Consider the following 15,525-nt stretch of genomic DNA (forward strand, 5'->3'; position numbering starts at 1 on the left):
CGGCGCGCTCGGCGACATGGCGCAGGCTGTCGAAGTTGATATTGGCGCCCGAGTCGATCGCCACGAATGTCTGCTCGCGCACCCCGGTTCGCGCTACATACTGCTTGATCCCAGCCACGGCCAGGGCGCCGGAAGGTTCGGTGATCGAGCGGGTATCGTCGTAGATATTCTTGATCGCCGCACAGAGATCGTCGTTGCTGACGGTGATTACCTCGTCGACGCAAAAGCGGCACACCTCAAAGCCGAACGCGCCGATCTGCGCGACCGCCACGCCATCGGCGAAGGTGCCAACATTCGGCAGCACCACACGCTGATCCGCTTCCAGCGCGGCCTTCAGGCACGCTGAGTGTTCGGATTCGACGCCGATGATCCGCACTTCCGGGCGCAGGTATTTGACGTAGGCCGCGATGCCGGCGATCAGACCGCCACCGCCCACCGGGATAAAAATCGCATCCAGTGTGCCTTGATGCTGGCGGAGGATTTCCATGGCCACGGTGCCCTGCCCGGCGATCACCTCCGGGTCATCGAACGGAGACACGAAGGTTCGCCCGCTCTGTTCCGCCAGTTGCAGCGCATGGGCCAGCGCGAACGGGAAACTCTCGCCGTGCAGCAACGCTTCAGCACCGCGACTGCGCACACCCAGCACTTTCAGCTCTGGCGTTGTCGCTGGCATGACGATGGTCGCCGCGATCCCCAGTTCGCGCGCTGCCAGCGCCACGCCTTGCGCGTGATTGCCGGCCGAGGCGGTAATCACCCCGCGCGCCTTCTGCTCGTCACTGAGTTGCACCAGTTTGTTGTAGGCACCACGGATCTTGAAGGAGAACGTCGGTTGCAGGTCTTCACGCTTGAGCAGAATCCGGTTGCCCAGCGCCTCCGACAGCGCCGGCGCCGCTTGCAAAGGCGTGCGCACCGCGAGGTCGTACACCGGCGCGGCGAGGATCTTTTTCACGTAGTGCTCAAGCAGGGTTTGCTGATCGGGGCTGTGTGGCATGGTCGTCTCCTGACATTTTTCAAAACCCAAAAGACAGAAAGTAAAAACCCGCCTCTAGGGCGGGTTGGGTGCTGCAGTCGTGAGCTAGCCCGCCAAATAAGGAATGGCGGTAATAATCATTGGCTGGCAGCGCGATACAGTCGAAGTCATGGACTGGAAACTAGCCTGCGCGCTAATGGCAAGTCAATGGCCAATTTTGCGTGGTGACGTTAGTCTGGCGACTCTCTCATCACCCCAAGGAAGGATTGCATGATGTCTATCGCCCTGCCCCTCACGGCTTTGCTCGCTTTTACCGGCTACACCGTTTCGGTGATGCTGCAGGCTGAACAGTCGTTGATCGATTTTGGCATCAGCCTGATGTCGCGGCCTGATACCGCGCAGGTGGTGATTGATCTGTATCTGCTGGCCACGCTGGCCGGCGTGTGGATGGTCAAGGATGCCCGGTCGCGGGGGCAATCGGTCTGGTCGGTGATGCCTTATTTGGTGTTGACGGCGGTTTTCGTGTCGATCGGGCCGTTGTTGTATCTGGTGGTGCGTGGGGTTCGCGAGCGCCGGAAGGCGGTGGCAAAGTGCAGCCAGATACTATGAACACCTGAAACCCCAGCAGGCTCACTTCTACACTGGAATGTCATGGCATTCAGCCCTTTTTTACGGCAACGAACGCGGCGGTTTCGTAAGGCACCGTCACCACATCCCTGCCGCGCAACTCTGGCTCAGCGGCAATCAACCCGCGAATCTGCTCATCGACCTTCGCCCGCTGCGCTTCCGGCAGCGCGGCGATGAAACTGGTCGAGCGCACGCGGTTGAAGATCACGTCTTCCTGCAAGCCAGTATGGCCGTGGTGAAACCGTTCGACCTGTAGCGGCGCGAACGCCGGGTGCGGAAACGCTGTGCGCCAGGCACCGGTGTAATAGCGTGGCGTGTCACCCTCCAGCGCATTGACGATAGCGTCCAGTTTCGGCACCCAACTGACCTGGGTGTCGCGCAGGTTCCAGATCAGCCCCAACCTGCCACCGGGCTTGAGCACCCGGGCAATCTCCGTCAGTGCCTCGGCACTGGCGAACCAGTGAAACGCTTGCGCGCAGATCACCACATCCACCGAAGCATCCGGCAACGGCAAGTCAGTCGCCGTGCCGCTCACCGCCAGCACTTCAGGCCAGGCGTCCGCGAGCTTTTCCAGCATTTGCGCCACCGGCTCAACCGCGATCACTTGCGCCCCCGTCGCCACCAGACGCCCGGTGAACTTACCGGTGCCGGCGCCCAGATCAATCACCGTTTTATGCCCATCCAGGCCCAGCGTCGCGGTCAGCCACTGACTAACCTGCGGCGGATAATCCGGCCGCCCTTTGACGTAGGTGTCGGCGGCAGTTTTGTAGCCGGCAGCGGCTGAGTGATGAACATGGTCGGTCATGGCAACGCTCCTTACGGCAAAACATCGGATCGACGGCAGACGCTGACGAGCATAGCGCTTGAATTTACCCCTGCCCTGAACAGTCACTGACAATGCAATGAATAAAAATTCACCCTTGGGTGTTAACTCAACATTACCCATGAGGATGACCCATGCGTCCCGCTACCGATGAACTGCCCGTCCGTTACGATCGCCTGACCATGAGCCTGCACTGGCTGACCGCCCTGTTGGTGATTGGTCTGTTCGCCTGCGCGCAAATCTGGGAACAGCTGCCCAAAGGCACGCCATTGCGCAAGGAGTTGCAGGCTTTGCACATTTCTTTCGGCATTTTGCTGGCGGTAATTGTGATTGCCCGGGTGCTCTGGCGACTGTTCAAGGGGCGCCGTTTGCCAGCGGCCAATCAGGGTGCAATGAACATTCTGGCGAAAACCGCACATCTGGCCTTGTACGCGCTGCTCTTGAGTCAGATCGTGCTGGGTTTCCTGCTGCGTTGGGCCCAGGCCGAACCTTTCAACTTCTTTGGTCTGTTCGATGTCCCAACCTTGATCGCCTTCGATAAAAGCATGAAGTCGACATTCGGTGGCCTGCATGAACAAGTGGCCTGGGCCATCATTGTTCTGGCGACACTGCATGCTGTCGTTGCCTTGGTGCATCACTACGGCCTGCGCGACAACACTTTGCGCCGCATGTTGCCGGGGCGTGTTTCGAACTGAAGTGCCACTTTCACACTGGAGCCTTGCCCATGACTATCCGTTCCGTTATGTTCGCCGCCCCGTTGCTGCTGGTCGCGGCGATGTCCAGCCAGTTGGCCTTCGCCAATGGTGATGAAGAAGCGCCGGTGCAGAAACCCGAGTGCCCGAAAGGTCAGGTCTGGGACAGCAAAACGCAGAAGTGTGTGCTGCAAGTCAGCAAAGCACTTTCCGATGCCGACCGTACCGATTACGCCTACCGTCTCGCCAAGGCCGGTCGCTACGAAGAAGCGCTGGCGCTGCTCGACACGCTGAAACAACCGAACACCGCCAAGGCTCTCAACTATCGCGGTTATGCAACGCGCAAGCTGGGAAGAACAGACGAAGGCATCGATTATTACCTGCAATCGGTGAAACTTGATCCGCAGTACGCGCAAGTGCGCGAATACCTCGGCGAGGCCTATGTGATCAAAGGTCGCGTCGATCTGGCGCAGGAGCAGTTGCAGCAAATCAAGTCGATTTGCGGCACATCGTGCGAGGAGTACCAGGACCTGGCCGAAGCCATCAACGATTCAGCGAAAACCTGAGCATTTTCATAAGGGCAGCCATCATCGTCAGCGATCAGGCATTCAGAGCAGAACTCGGACAGCATCTGGCGCGACTGTGGCGCTACGGTTTGCTGCTGTCGCGCAATCGGCATGTGGCGGAGGATCTGGTGCAGGCCACCTGTGTGCGAGCGTTGGAACGTGCGGCTCAGTACGTGGCCGGCACGCGTATGGATCGCTGGTTGCTGAGTATTTTGCATTCGATCTGGCTCAACGAAGTGCGCGCTCGTCGCGTGCGTCAGGGCGCCGGCCAGGTGGATGCCGATGGCCAACTGGCGTTCGATGGTGAATACGCGGCGCAGACTCACGTCATGGCCGCGCAAGTGATTCGCCGCGTCGATGCGCTGCCGGAAACCCAGCGCGAAACCGTATATCTGGCTTATGTCGAAGGCCTGTCCTACCGCGAAGTTGCCGATATCCTGCAAATACCGATCGGCACGGTGATGAGTCGTCTGGCCACCGCACGGCTGAAACTCGCCGAATACCCGCCACTGCAAGCGGTGCCGAAATCCACCGAAGGAGACCGTTGATGAACACACCTTCGGATGAGCAACTGGTCGCCTACCTCGACGGAGAACTCGAGCAGGAATATCGCCATCAACTCGACAGCGCCATTGCCGAAGACCCGCTACTCAGTCTGCGCGTGCAATGGCTCAGCCGCAGCAACCTGCCGTACCGGAAAGCCTATGACGAACTGGCGCAACAGGCGCCGCTGGATCGCCTGCAAGCGCGGCTGGATGCCATTCCTTCGCCAGAAAGGCCGGGGCTGAGTCGCCGCTGGTTTATCGCTGGCGCCGCCGCGTTGGTGGCGGGCGGTGTGCTGGCCGACCGCTTGTTCCTGGGTTGGCATGCCGCGCAATCAAACAATTGGCGCGCACTGGTCGGCGATTACATGGCGCTGTATGTGCCGCAGACGCTCGATCATCTGCCCACCGACGAAGCGTCCCAGCGCGCGCAACTGCGCACGATCGATGCGCGCCTGGGCCTGAACCTTTCACCCGCGACTCTGAAGCTACCGGGTGCCGAATTCAAACGGGCACAAATGCTTGAGTACGACGGCGTACCCATTGCGCAAATCGTCTATCTGGATGCGAAACATGGGCCGCTGGCGCTGTGTGTCACGCGTTCAAACAGCGGCACTCAGCCGTTGGCCCATGAGCGTCGGCATGAGATGAATGTGGTGTACTGGACTGAGCGCGAGCATGCGTGGATGTTGATTGGCCGTCATTCGGCGGCGCAGTTGGAGCAGCATGCGGGACTGCTGCGCGCGCAGTTGCTGAAAGTGTAAGAAAGCTGTAGGCCGGCGCCGTCTCTGAATCGCGGACAACCAGCACTGAAGTTGGCGACTGATCCGACGCCTTCGCGAGCAGGCTCGCTCCCACCGGGACCAAGGACGTTCATACATCTATGTACACCCCAAAACCCTGTAGGAGTTCTTCGCAGGCTAGACGGTAGTGGGTAACCACAATCTGAAGCGCGCGCCGCCCAACGGCGAAGACTCGACCGTCAACGTGCCACCCTGCGCTTCCAGTGCCCGGCGACTGATCGCCAGCCCCAGACCAAACCCGCCCGTAGCCCGATCCCGACTGCGATCCAGCCGATAAAACGGCTCGAAAATCCGCTCACGTTCGTCATCGGGAATGCCGATGCCGTCGTCATCGACCCAGATCTCACAGCCTTCGGCATTGACCTGCACGCCAATCTGAATGCGCTTTTCGCAATAGCGCATGGCGTTGCGCAGCAGGTTCTGGATCGCGCGCGCGGTCAGGCGTGGATCGAGGGAGAAGCGTTCGAGCTGACCGTGCAGCAACACGTCGATGACGATTTCCGGCGATTCCAGTTCTTCATCGACGCTGCCCAGAATACTGTCGATGAACTCATCCAGCGACACCTCGACCTGCTCCGGCAACTGCGCCGGGTTCTGCAAACGGCTGTAGGAAAGCAGCTCCAGCACCAGTTCATCCAGCTCGCGAATGTGTGCGACCAGTCCTAGCAGACGTTCACGACTGGCCGTCGGCAAGTCATCGGACAAGGCCAGCGCCAGACCGAAATCCAGACGCGTCAACGGAGTGCGCAGTTCGTGGGACACGGCGTTGAGCAGATCACGTTGTTGGTTGAGCAGGTTTTCGATGTCGCCGGCCATGGTGTCGAAGACGTTGGCGAGGCTGCCGATGTTGGAACTCTGGGCGATTTTCGTGCGTTCGCTCAAATGGCCTTTGCCGAAGCGTTCGGCGGTGCCTTTGAGGCGTTCCAGATCGCGCCAGTGCGGGCGCAACCACATCAGCAGGCAGGCGAGCAGGCTCGCGCCGATCAGCACGTTGATGCTCCAGTACAGCAGATTGACGTCCAGCGGATCCGGCGGCACGACCATTTGCACGGCAGTGGTGTCATCCAGCGGCGTCACCGCCAGCGTGCGCCAACCCCAATCACCAATGCGCACGACGTTTTCACCACGGCGCAGTCGCTGCTGCTCGATGGCAGTGAACTGGGCATCATCGATCCGCGCGAGGACGATGTGCAGCGGCTGGAAATCCTTGTCCATCGACGCCGCCAGTGCTGGCCACTGATCTTGCGGCACGGCATGAAACTGGCGGGTGATCAGCGATTGCAGGCCGCGCGAATAGTCGAGGTTATAGGTGACGAAGCGATCCCTGAACGCCATGACCACCAGATCCGGTACCAGATAAATCGCCGCGCTGTACGAGACGATCGTCACCAGATACAGGCGAAACAGGATGCGAAACATCAGCTCAGCATTCCCACTCGGAACGGCTGAACAGATAGCCCTTGCCCCACACGGTCTTGATCTTGCGTGCCTCGCCGGCGTGGTCGTCGAACTTGCGGCGCAGTTTGGAAATCGCCACGTCCACCGAACGGTCAGTGCCGTTGAATTCAATACCGCGCAGGCGCTGCAGGATCTGGTCGCGGCTCAGCACTTCGCCGGCGTGTCGGGCCAGGACCACGAGCAGGTTGTATTCGCCGCTGGACAGCTCGACCGGTTGATCACGCCAGGTCACAGTGCGCTCGGACAGGTCGATGCACAGATTGCCCATGAGGATGCGGTCATTGGCGGTCAGTGGTTCGCCGAGGCTGCTGCGGCGCAGCAAGGTGCGCACCCGCGCCAGCAGCACGCGCGGTTCGCACGGTTTGGTGACGTAATCGTCGGCGCCCATTTCCAGGCCCAGAACCTGATCGTGGCTGTCGTCGCGGGCGGTGAGCATCAGGATCGGCAATGTCGCTGAATCGGCGCGCAACAAACGGCAGACTTGCAGGCCATCAAGACCCGGCAGCATCAGGTCGAGGATCACCAGATCCGGCGGATTGACCCGCGCCCGCTCACGCACGTGGTCGCCACGGCCGATCACGCTGACGGAATAACCGTTGCGCTCGAGGTAGCTGGAAATCAGTTCGGCGAGGGCGGTGTCGTCTTCGACCAGGAGGATGTTGGGCATGGGGTGATCCAGAAAGTGCTGTGGCGACTGATAAGGCCCATTCGCGAGCAGGCTCGCTCCCACACTTGGAATGCGATCCCTTGTGGGAGCGAGCCTGCTCGCGAAAGCTATCTATCTGTCGCAATAAATTTCAAGACCTGAAGGATATACGCCCTCGCCCATCCCTGAGTAAAACCCTTACACAATTTCACACAGCGCCTACAAAGCTTCACCGCTAATCTCGGCGTCTGCCCGTAGGATGCGGACATCAATATTGGGGGTTGTACATGTCGAACAAACTGCTGGCCGGGCTCGGCCTGATCGCCATGGCGCTGACACTGAGCGCCTGTGATTCGTCCTCGAAAACCGAGGATCAGGCACCACCGGCCACTGTGCGCATCGAGACGATCGAGGCGCATCCCCTGACGATCAGCAGCGAACTCAGCGGCCGCATCGCCGCGCCACGGATTGCCGAAGTGCGCGCACGAGTGGCCGGCGTGGTGTTGCAGCGCACCTTCCGCGAAGGCAGCGACGTGAAAAAGGGCGACGTGCTGTTCCGCATCGACCCGGCACCGTTCAAGGCTGACCTCGACAGCGCCGAAGCCGCGCTGCGCAAGGCCGAAGCCAATGCGTTCCAGGCGAAACTGCAAGAGCAGCGCTATGCCCAGTTGATCGACGACAAAGCCATCAGCGGTCAGGACTACGACAACGCCCGCGCCAATGCCCGGCAGACTGCTGCTGATGTTGCGGCCAACAAGGCTGCTGTCGAACGGGCGAAACTGAATCTGGGTTATGCCACCGTCACTGCACCGATTTCCGGCCGTGTCGGCCGTGCACTGGTCACCGAAGGCGCACTGGTCGGGCAGAACGAAACCACGCCGCTGGCATTGATTCAGCAGCTCAACCCGATTCACGCCGACCTCACCCAGTCGACCCGTGAACTCAACGAATTGCGCCGCGCATTCCGCTCCGGGCAGTTGCAGGAAGTCGGCCAGGACCAGGTCAAAGCCACGCTGATTCAGGATGACGGCAGCCTGTATCCGCTGCCGGGCAAATTACTGTTCAGCGACATCACCGTCGACCCGGGCACTGGCCAGATCATTCTGCGCAGCGAATTCCCCAACCCGGATCTCGACTTGCTGCCGGGCAGTTTCATTCGCGTGCGCCTGGAGCAGGCAACCATCCAGAACGGTATCACCGTGCCGCAACGCGCCGTGCAGCGTGACAGCGCCGGCATTGCCCAAGTGCTGACCGTCGACGAGCAAATGCGCGTCGCCGAGCAACCGGTGCAACTGGGCGCGGTGCAGAACAATCGCTGGATCGTCACCGGTGGCCTCAAGCCCGGCGACCGCATCGTCATCGAAGGCCTGCAACACGCCCGTCCCGGCGAAACCGTGCAGATCGACGACACCCCTCTTCCACTTGCCCAGACCTCTGGTCAGTAAGCAGGACGCTTTTCTATGCCGCAGTTCTTTATCGACCGCCCGGTGTTTGCCTGGGTCGTTGCGTTGTTCATCCTGTTGGCCGGTGCGCTGGCCATCCCGCAGTTGCCGGTGGCGCAATATCCCGACGTCGCCCCGCCGCAGATCGAAATCTACGCCGTATACCCCGGCGCCTCGGCGCAGACCGTCGATGAAAGCGTGGTCAGCCTGATCGAGGAAGAGCTCAACGGCGCCGATCATCTTCTGTACTTCGAATCGCAAAGCAGCCTCGGCAGCGCCACGATCAAAGCCACGTTCCAGCCGGGCACCAACCCGGAGCTGGCGCAGGTCGACGTGCAAAACCGTCTGAAAGTGGTCGAGTCGCGTCTGCCGCAAGCAGTGAATCAGCAAGGTTTGCAGGTCGAAAAAGTTTCGTCCGGTTTCCTCTTGCTGATCACCCTGACCTCCAGCGACGGCAAGCTCGATGACGTGGCGCTCAGTGATTATCTGGCGCGCAACGTGATGAACGAAATCAAGCGTCTGGAAGGCGTCGGCAAGGCGCAGTTGTATGGCGCCGAACGGGCCATGCGCATCTGGATCGATCCGCAGAAGCTGATCGCGTTCAACCTGACACCGGCTGACGTCAATGAAGCCATCGTCGCGCAGAACGCCCAGGTGTCCGCCGGCAGCATCGGCGATCTGCCCAATCCGTCCAGCCAGGAAATCACCGCGACCATTCTGGTGAAGGGTCAGTTGTCGACGCCGCAAGAATTCGCCGACATTGTGCTCAAGGCCAATCGCGACGGTTCGACCGTGCGCATCGGTGACGTCGCGCGGGTCGAAATCGGCAGTCAGGAATACCAGTTCGGCACACGTCTAAACGGCAAACCGTCCACCGCTGTCGGCGTGCAACTATCGCCGGGCGCCAACGCACTGAACACCGCAACACTGGTGCGGGCGAAGATGGATGAACTGGCGCGCTACTTCCCGGCAGGCGTGGAATACAAGATTCCGTACGACACTTCACCGTTCGTCAAAGTCTCGATCACCAAAGTGGTTTACACCTTGGGCGAGGCGATGCTGCTGGTGTTCGCGGTGATGTTCCTGTTCCTGCAGAACGTGCGCTACACGCTGATCCCGACGCTGGTGGTGCCAGTGGCGCTGATGGGCACGTTCGCGACCATGCTCGCGCTGGGCTTCTCGATCAACGTGCTGACCATGTTCGGCATGGTGCTGGCCATCGGCATTCTGGTGGATGACGCCATCGTGGTGGTGGAGAACGTCGAACGGATCATGGCCACCGAGGGCTTGTCGCCCAAGGAGGCAACGCGCAAAGCGATGACGCAGATTACTGGCGCGATCATCGGTATCACGCTGGTGCTGGTGGCCGTGTTTATTCCGATGGCGTTCATGCAGGGCTCGGTCGGGGTGATTTACCAGCAGTTCTCGCTGTCGATGGCCACGTCGATTCTGTTCTCGGCATTCCTCGCCCTGACCTTGACGCCGGCATTGTGCACAACATTGCTCAAGCCGATTGCCAAGGGCGAACATCACGAGAAATCCGGGTTCTTCGGCTGGTTCAACCGCCGCTTCGAGCATCTGACCGATCGTTATCAAGGCTGGGTCGGCTATGCGCTGAAACGCAGCGGTCGTTACCTGTTGATCTACGTCGTGTTGCTGGTCGGGCTGGGGCTGTGCTTCGCGCGCCTGCCCTCCTCGTTTCTGCCAGTGGAAGATCAGGGTTACACCATCACCGACATTCAACTGCCGCCCGGTGCGACCAAGAATCGTACAGTGGCCGTGGCTGAACAGCTTGAGGCGCATAACGCCGGCGAGCCGGGGATCAGTGACAGTGTGGTGATTCTCGGTTTCAGCTTCTCCGGCAGCGGGCAGAACGCAGCGTTGGCGTTCTCGACGCTGAAGGACTGGTCGCAGCGCGGCAGTGATGATTCCGCCAGCTCGATTGCCGATCGCGCCAACATTGCGCTGAGCGAGATCAAGGACGCCATGGCGTTCTCGGTACTGCCACCGCCCGTGGATGGCCTCGGTACGTCCAGCGGTTTCGAGTTCCGCTTACAGGATCGCGGTGGCCTTGGCCACGCAACACTGATGCAGGCGCGCAGCGAACTGCTCGCTGCAGCCGAGAAAAGCCCGGTGCTGATGAACGTGCGCGAAAGCGCGCTGGCCGAAGCGCCGCAAGTGCAATTGATCGTTGACCGTAAACAGGCGAATGCCTTGGGCGTGTCTTTTGCTGATATCGGCAATGTGCTGTCCACTGCCGTCGGTTCCAGTTACATCAACGATTTCCCCAATCAGGGGCGCATGCAGCGCGTCGTCGTGCAGGCCGAAGGTGATCAACGCAGCCAAGTGGCCGATCTGCTGAAAATGCATGTGCGCAATAACGCCGGGCACATGGTGCCGCTGTCGGCATTCGTGCAGGCCAACTGGATTCAGGGCCCGGCGCAATTGACTCGTTACAACGGCTATCCGGCGATTGCGATTTCCGGCGAACCGTCACCGGGGCACAGTACCGGTGAGGCCATGGCGGAAGTTGAACGTCTGGTGGCGCAGGGGCCGAAAGGCCTGGGTCAGGAATGGACTGGTCTGTCATTGCAGGAACGCTTGTCCGGTAATCAGGCACCGATCCTGCTCGGCCTGTCGTTGCTGGTGGTGTTCCTGTGTCTGGCGGCGTTGTACGAGAGCTGGTCGATTCCGACTTCGGTGTTGCTGGTGGTGCCGCTGGGCGTGCTCGGCGCGGTGCTGGCCGTGACGTTGCGCGGTATGCCCAACGATGTGTTCTTCAAGGTTGGTCTGATTACCATCATCGGTCTGTCGGCGAAGAACGCGATCCTGATCATCGAGTTCGCCAAGAGCCTGTATGACGAAGGTCACGACCTGATTGATGCGACGTTGCAGGCAGCTCGCTTGCGTCTGCGGCCGATCGTGATGACTTCGCTGGCGTTCATTCTCGGCGTGGTGCCGCTGGCCATTGCCACCGGCGCCAGTTCGGCAAGCCAGCAAGCGATCGGCACCGGGGTGATTGGCGGGATGATTACAGCGACGCTGGCGGTGATCTTTGTGCCGGTATTCTTTGTTGTCGTCATGAAGCTCGTACGACGCTTCACCAAACGCCACTGATCCAAACTGTGAGAGCGAGCCTGCTCGCGAAAGCGTCCGGTCTGCCAACATCTATGTTGAATCTACCGACGCCTTCGCGAGCAGGCTCGCTCCCACAGGGATTTTGCAAACATCCAGCGTTGTGGTCATACCTGTCATCGCTGGGCTAAGGTGTCTGAACCACCCTGGCCCATCGAGTCCTCATGCGCTTCCTCGCCCGCACCCACCCTCGCCTGTCCGCCGCAGCTCTGTTCGGCCTCGCCACTGGCCTGTTGGCCCCCGCCGATTCCATCGTCAGTAAAATCCTCATAGGCTGGAACGCCGGTGTATGGACCTACCTGATCCTGATGTTCTGGCTGACCGTGCGCGCCAAGGCCCCGGACGTCAAACGCATCGCAGAAGTCGAAGACGAGAATGCCGGGCTGGTGCTGTTCGTGGTGTGCATCGCTGCCCTCGCTAGTCTGGCGACCATTACTTTCGAACTGGCGGGCAGCAAGGATCTGGAAACCACGCGAAAACTCATGCATTACGGTTTTACCGCGCTGACGGTGATCGGTTCATGGCTGCTGATCGGAGTGATTTTCTGCGTGCACTACGCCAGGTTGTTTTACACCTGGGATGGCAAGGAGCCGGCATTGCGTTTCTCCGAAGGACTTACTACCCCAAATTACTGGGACTTTCTGTACTTCTCGTTCACCATTGGGGTGGCTGTGCAAACGTCGGATGTGGGTGTTGCGACGCGGGAAATTCGAAAAATCGTGCTGGCGCAATCGTTGATCGGGTTTGTGTTCAATACGGCAATTTTGGGATTTTCCATCAACATCGCGGCGGGCCTTTTTGGTTGAACCGGCAAATATTGTCCCTTTATTACTAGAAAGTTTGAAGTACATGCACATCATTAATGCAATCTAAATCCGCTACCACAGTTACCCAGACCTGTAAACTGTCAAGCTTGACAGTTTACAGGTCTGGGTAACTGGGATTACATGATGTAGCCAGCAGTAAGGCACCCCGTATTGCAAGATAACTTCTCTCAAAATTGGAGTCTTCAATCATGGCTACATCAGCTCAGCGCGTACATAAGCCTCGAATTCATAACAATCAGGAGAACAAATTCGAAGGAACAATTAACAATATCCAGTTCAAAGCGAATAATTTCAGGTTGATTAACAACGACTTTCCGGGGGAGATTGGTCCGCATTGGGAGGCACGCGTTCATCAAAGAGCTGTCAACTTCACCTACAAGGAAGTCTCCATCTATATTCCAATAGCGGCTGCTGATGGAGAGCATGCGCTCGATTCAACGACCAAAATAGTTGTTAGTTACGTCGACTACTCTGACCCGCAGAATCCAGTCGCTCATAAAAGCGTCGCAGGCGACATAAAATTCACACTCGATAAAGAAAACAAAGTTTTCGGTGGAAGTCTTAATGCGGTCATGGACAGCTATGAAGGCGATGGCAGCGAGACCTTTACCATTGCAGTTGAAAATTTCCTGATTCTCGGGAAGTAGTGCATTAACGCCGGAGCCCGCAAATTTCGAGCCCGGCGTTATTTCAAAGTCGAATCTCGTAAAAAGTTACCAGAGATACCGCAAACCGAGACTAAAGCCATAAGGCTGTTCAAAATTCCTGCCTTTTATATAGTCAAACTCTGCATGGCCCTGCAGAGACTTACTCACCGACACTGCAAGACCGGTGCCCCAGGCAACACGACTACCCGACAGGTTATTGTTGAATACATTATCGTTTACTTTGACTTCGTTATTTTCGGCGAACTCGTGTTCCAGACTGCCCTTCAAGTAAGGCTGAATGGACACATTTTTTTCCACATTGAAGGTACGACCGACCTTCATCCCAACGCTGCCCAGTAAGGATCGCGCTGCATCCCCTTTGGCATCCATGCCATTATCCAGACGGAAATCATCACCCTGAATAACAACTGCCGACAGCCTTGCGAATGGTTCAATGAAAGATTTTTCGGTGAGCATTATGTGGCGCCCGAATTCACTTTCCCACCCGATGCCCGAGGTATTGTTGCTGCCTTCGGCACGTGTGCCATCGCTCAAGGAAACCTTAGCTTCGTTGCGATAATGGTTGTACTTCACCAAACCATCAAAGTAATAGCCGCTGGCTCTATCCACCCACGTCGCATAAGCCCCCAGGTAGTTGCTTTCGATCTCGCCCGAGGTGCCGTAATCAAGGTCCAGGTCAGAATCGCTGTGTCCTGCCATGATGCCTATCAACCATTGACCATCAGCAAAGGAAGGCAATGGAATATCCCAGCCAAGCGAGAAACCTCGTTGTGTTTGCTGGTATCCCACACCGGAACCGTCGGCAACGTTGTATTTTTTGCCATACACCCGCCCCCACGCTCCGGCATTATTTTCACTACTGCGCAGTTCACCCAATCGGGTGTGAACAGGTGCCATGTCACCGTACCAAACGGGTATCGCCGTATTGAATAACGCCAAAACAGAACGCGCACCCGGGCTGATGGTGCGTGTTGTCGGATCGAGGAACCATTCATTGCCGCTGCTTGCCAATTGATAACGGAATGCGCCGAGATCGACGGAACCATTACTCAAGCGGAACTGCGCATCGCCACCCCCAGTGCGAACCAGCGTAATCGGCTGCCCGCTGGGAGCATCGACTCCGCTGCTGGCTACCTGTAGATTGTGATTTCCAGAAGCATTACCAACAATATTGACACTGTCAGTCTGGCCGGTTGTGAAGTCGGTCTTCAATGCAAAAGTACCTTCACTTCCGCTCAGGCTAGCGATATTCAACTGGTAAAAACCAAGCCCTGATTGCAGGGAGACTGTCCCGCCATTCAATTGCAACGCACCTACGTCGCTTGCTCCCGTCACATTCCAGCGACCACTGTCATTGATGCTGACATTGGCGACATTTTCCATACGCCCGTTGAGTACCGCCTGATAGCCCAGAACGACGGAAGTGTTGCTCACTGAGTCACTGATAATGTCACCTGACAAAGCGCTGCGCTCTACATTCATCGTTGTGATTGCGCCTCCCCTGACATCCAGGATTACGCCATTGCCGCCCACGATTGTTGAGCCATCTTTTACATCTATTTGCACAGTTGAACCGGAAACGCTCGGGACATCGACGAGAATGGCAGCACCGTTTGTACTTTGAACATGGGACTTGTTCAGCGTGAGTGTGTTGGATTGCGTATCCGTAGGGTCTGCCCTGAAAACCACCCCATTCTGCTCGCCTGCAATCACGCTATTCGCAGACGCGTTGACATTGCCCCCAGCCAACACCACGCCAAAACTGCTCGCGCCTGTACCAAAGACCTGGGTATTGGACAAGTTGAGTGTACTGTAAGAGGAAACGGCAGCACCGCCATTCACACCTGAGATCACACTGTCGTTTGCGTTGACTACCGAACCACTGGTAGTACCTGAAACACGAGCAACATTCAGCCCCGTTCGGTTACCAAGGATAGTGCTGGCGTTTATTTCAGCGGTGCTATTGGTAATCTGCACGGCACTGGGGCCGCTGCTTCCGGTTGTCGATACACCGTTGAGCACCACAGAGGAAGCGCCGCTCGCCGAAATACTGAGGGTGACTCCACCGTTAATAGTCAAAGAACTGGCACTGCCGGCGGCCCATGTTTCCGCCGGAGACGGGTTTGAAATTACAACGATTTCTCCGGGTAACAACTGCCGTGCTTGCGTCTGGTTTCCAGATAGCATCGCCATGACTGCAATGCAAGAAGCAGGCAAACAATTAACTGTATGTATGAATATGCGTGGCATAGAATTTCCTGGGAAAGTCAAATCAAGAGCGTGTGGTAATCGCTCGACCTCAAATAGCGGGCGAGAATATCCCCCC

13 protein-coding genes and 1 pseudogene are annotated in these 15,525 nt (G+C 58.2%); 9 read left to right on the forward strand and 5 right to left on the reverse strand.

The genetic code is table 11. The annotated features are described in order from the left end of the window. Position 1 precedes the first annotated feature (1 nt). Positions 2-991 (reverse strand): annotated as a pseudogene (gene ilvA / locus L8H52_RS11505) (threonine ammonia-lyase, biosynthetic); the annotation flags it as partial. 249 nt (positions 992-1,240) lie between these two features. On the opposite strand from ilvA, the gene L8H52_RS11510 reads away from it, so the two are divergent. Continuing rightward, positions 1,241-1,579, forward strand: a complete 339-nt coding sequence (locus tag L8H52_RS11510; protein ID WP_242207134.1) for a DUF2834 domain-containing protein — start codon at positions 1,241-1,243, stop codon at positions 1,577-1,579. A 49-nt stretch (positions 1,580-1,628) separates the two neighbouring features. Here the strand turns inward: L8H52_RS11510 and L8H52_RS11515 are convergent, their stop codons facing one another. Next, entirely contained in the window at positions 1,629-2,402 is a 774-nt protein-coding gene (locus L8H52_RS11515; RefSeq protein ID WP_242207135.1) for a class I SAM-dependent methyltransferase, read from the reverse strand. 152 nt (positions 2,403-2,554) lie between these two features. Here L8H52_RS11515 and L8H52_RS11520 point away from each other — a divergent pair, with 152 nt between their 5' ends. From L8H52_RS11520 to L8H52_RS11535, 4 genes are all read left to right on the forward strand, one after another. Beyond that, a complete protein-coding gene (locus L8H52_RS11520) occupies positions 2,555-3,115 on the forward strand; it encodes a cytochrome b (protein ID WP_242207136.1) in 561 nt (186 codons plus the stop codon). Between the two features lie 29 nt (positions 3,116-3,144). Next, positions 3,145-3,678, forward strand: coding sequence for a tetratricopeptide repeat protein (locus tag L8H52_RS11525; protein ID WP_242207137.1), 534 nt, complete (start codon positions 3,145-3,147; stop codon positions 3,676-3,678). A gap of 92 nt (positions 3,679-3,770) precedes the next feature. Then, positions 3,771-4,226 carry a sigma-70 family RNA polymerase sigma factor gene (locus L8H52_RS11530; protein ID WP_242207277.1) on the forward strand — a complete coding sequence of 152 codons (456 nt, stop codon included), beginning with the start codon at positions 3,771-3,773 and terminating at the stop codon, positions 4,224-4,226. Continuing rightward, a complete protein-coding gene (locus tag L8H52_RS11535; RefSeq protein ID WP_242207138.1) occupies positions 4,226-4,984 on the forward strand; it encodes a transcriptional regulator in 759 nt (252 codons plus the stop codon). The genes L8H52_RS11530 and L8H52_RS11535 overlap by 1 nt, the downstream gene beginning before the upstream one ends. 156 nt (positions 4,985-5,140) lie before the next feature. Here the strand turns inward: L8H52_RS11535 and L8H52_RS11540 are convergent, their stop codons facing one another. Together L8H52_RS11540 and L8H52_RS11545 are read right to left on the reverse strand one after the other, a co-directional pair. Next, complete coding sequence (locus tag L8H52_RS11540) at positions 5,141-6,442, reverse strand: ATP-binding protein (RefSeq protein WP_242207139.1); 1,302 nt, start codon at positions 6,440-6,442, stop codon at positions 5,141-5,143. A gap of 4 nt (positions 6,443-6,446) precedes the next feature. After that, positions 6,447-7,148: a response regulator transcription factor gene (locus tag L8H52_RS11545; RefSeq protein WP_007912171.1), complete on the reverse strand. Its 702-nt coding sequence runs from the start codon at positions 7,146-7,148 to the stop codon at positions 6,447-6,449. Between the two features lie 266 nt (positions 7,149-7,414). Between L8H52_RS11545 and L8H52_RS11550 the strand changes: the two genes are divergently transcribed. From L8H52_RS11550 to L8H52_RS11565, 4 genes are all read left to right on the forward strand, one after another. Continuing rightward, positions 7,415-8,572: an efflux RND transporter periplasmic adaptor subunit gene (locus L8H52_RS11550; RefSeq protein ID WP_242207140.1), complete on the forward strand. Its 1,158-nt coding sequence runs from the start codon at positions 7,415-7,417 to the stop codon at positions 8,570-8,572. Between the two features lie 15 nt (positions 8,573-8,587). Then, complete coding sequence (locus L8H52_RS11555; protein WP_242207141.1) at positions 8,588-11,686, forward strand: efflux RND transporter permease subunit; 3,099 nt, start codon at positions 8,588-8,590, stop codon at positions 11,684-11,686. 182 nt (positions 11,687-11,868) lie between these two features. Then, a complete protein-coding gene (locus L8H52_RS11560) occupies positions 11,869-12,510 on the forward strand; it encodes a DUF1345 domain-containing protein (protein ID WP_242207142.1) in 642 nt (213 codons plus the stop codon). A 209-nt stretch (positions 12,511-12,719) separates the two neighbouring features. Further along, a complete protein-coding gene (locus L8H52_RS11565) occupies positions 12,720-13,178 on the forward strand; it encodes a hypothetical protein (protein WP_242207143.1) in 459 nt (152 codons plus the stop codon). Between the two features lie 66 nt (positions 13,179-13,244). On the opposite strand, the gene L8H52_RS11570 is transcribed toward L8H52_RS11565, so the two are convergent. Further along, positions 13,245-15,449, reverse strand: a complete 2,205-nt coding sequence (locus tag L8H52_RS11570) for an autotransporter outer membrane beta-barrel domain-containing protein (RefSeq protein WP_242207144.1) — start codon at positions 15,447-15,449, stop codon at positions 13,245-13,247. Positions 15,450-15,525: the final 76 nt, after the last annotated feature.

Origin of the sequence: Pseudomonas sp. CROZ-RG-20F-R04-15 (assembly GCF_022662375.1) — a bacterium.
GTDB lineage: Bacteria > Pseudomonadota > Gammaproteobacteria > Pseudomonadales > Pseudomonadaceae > Aquipseudomonas.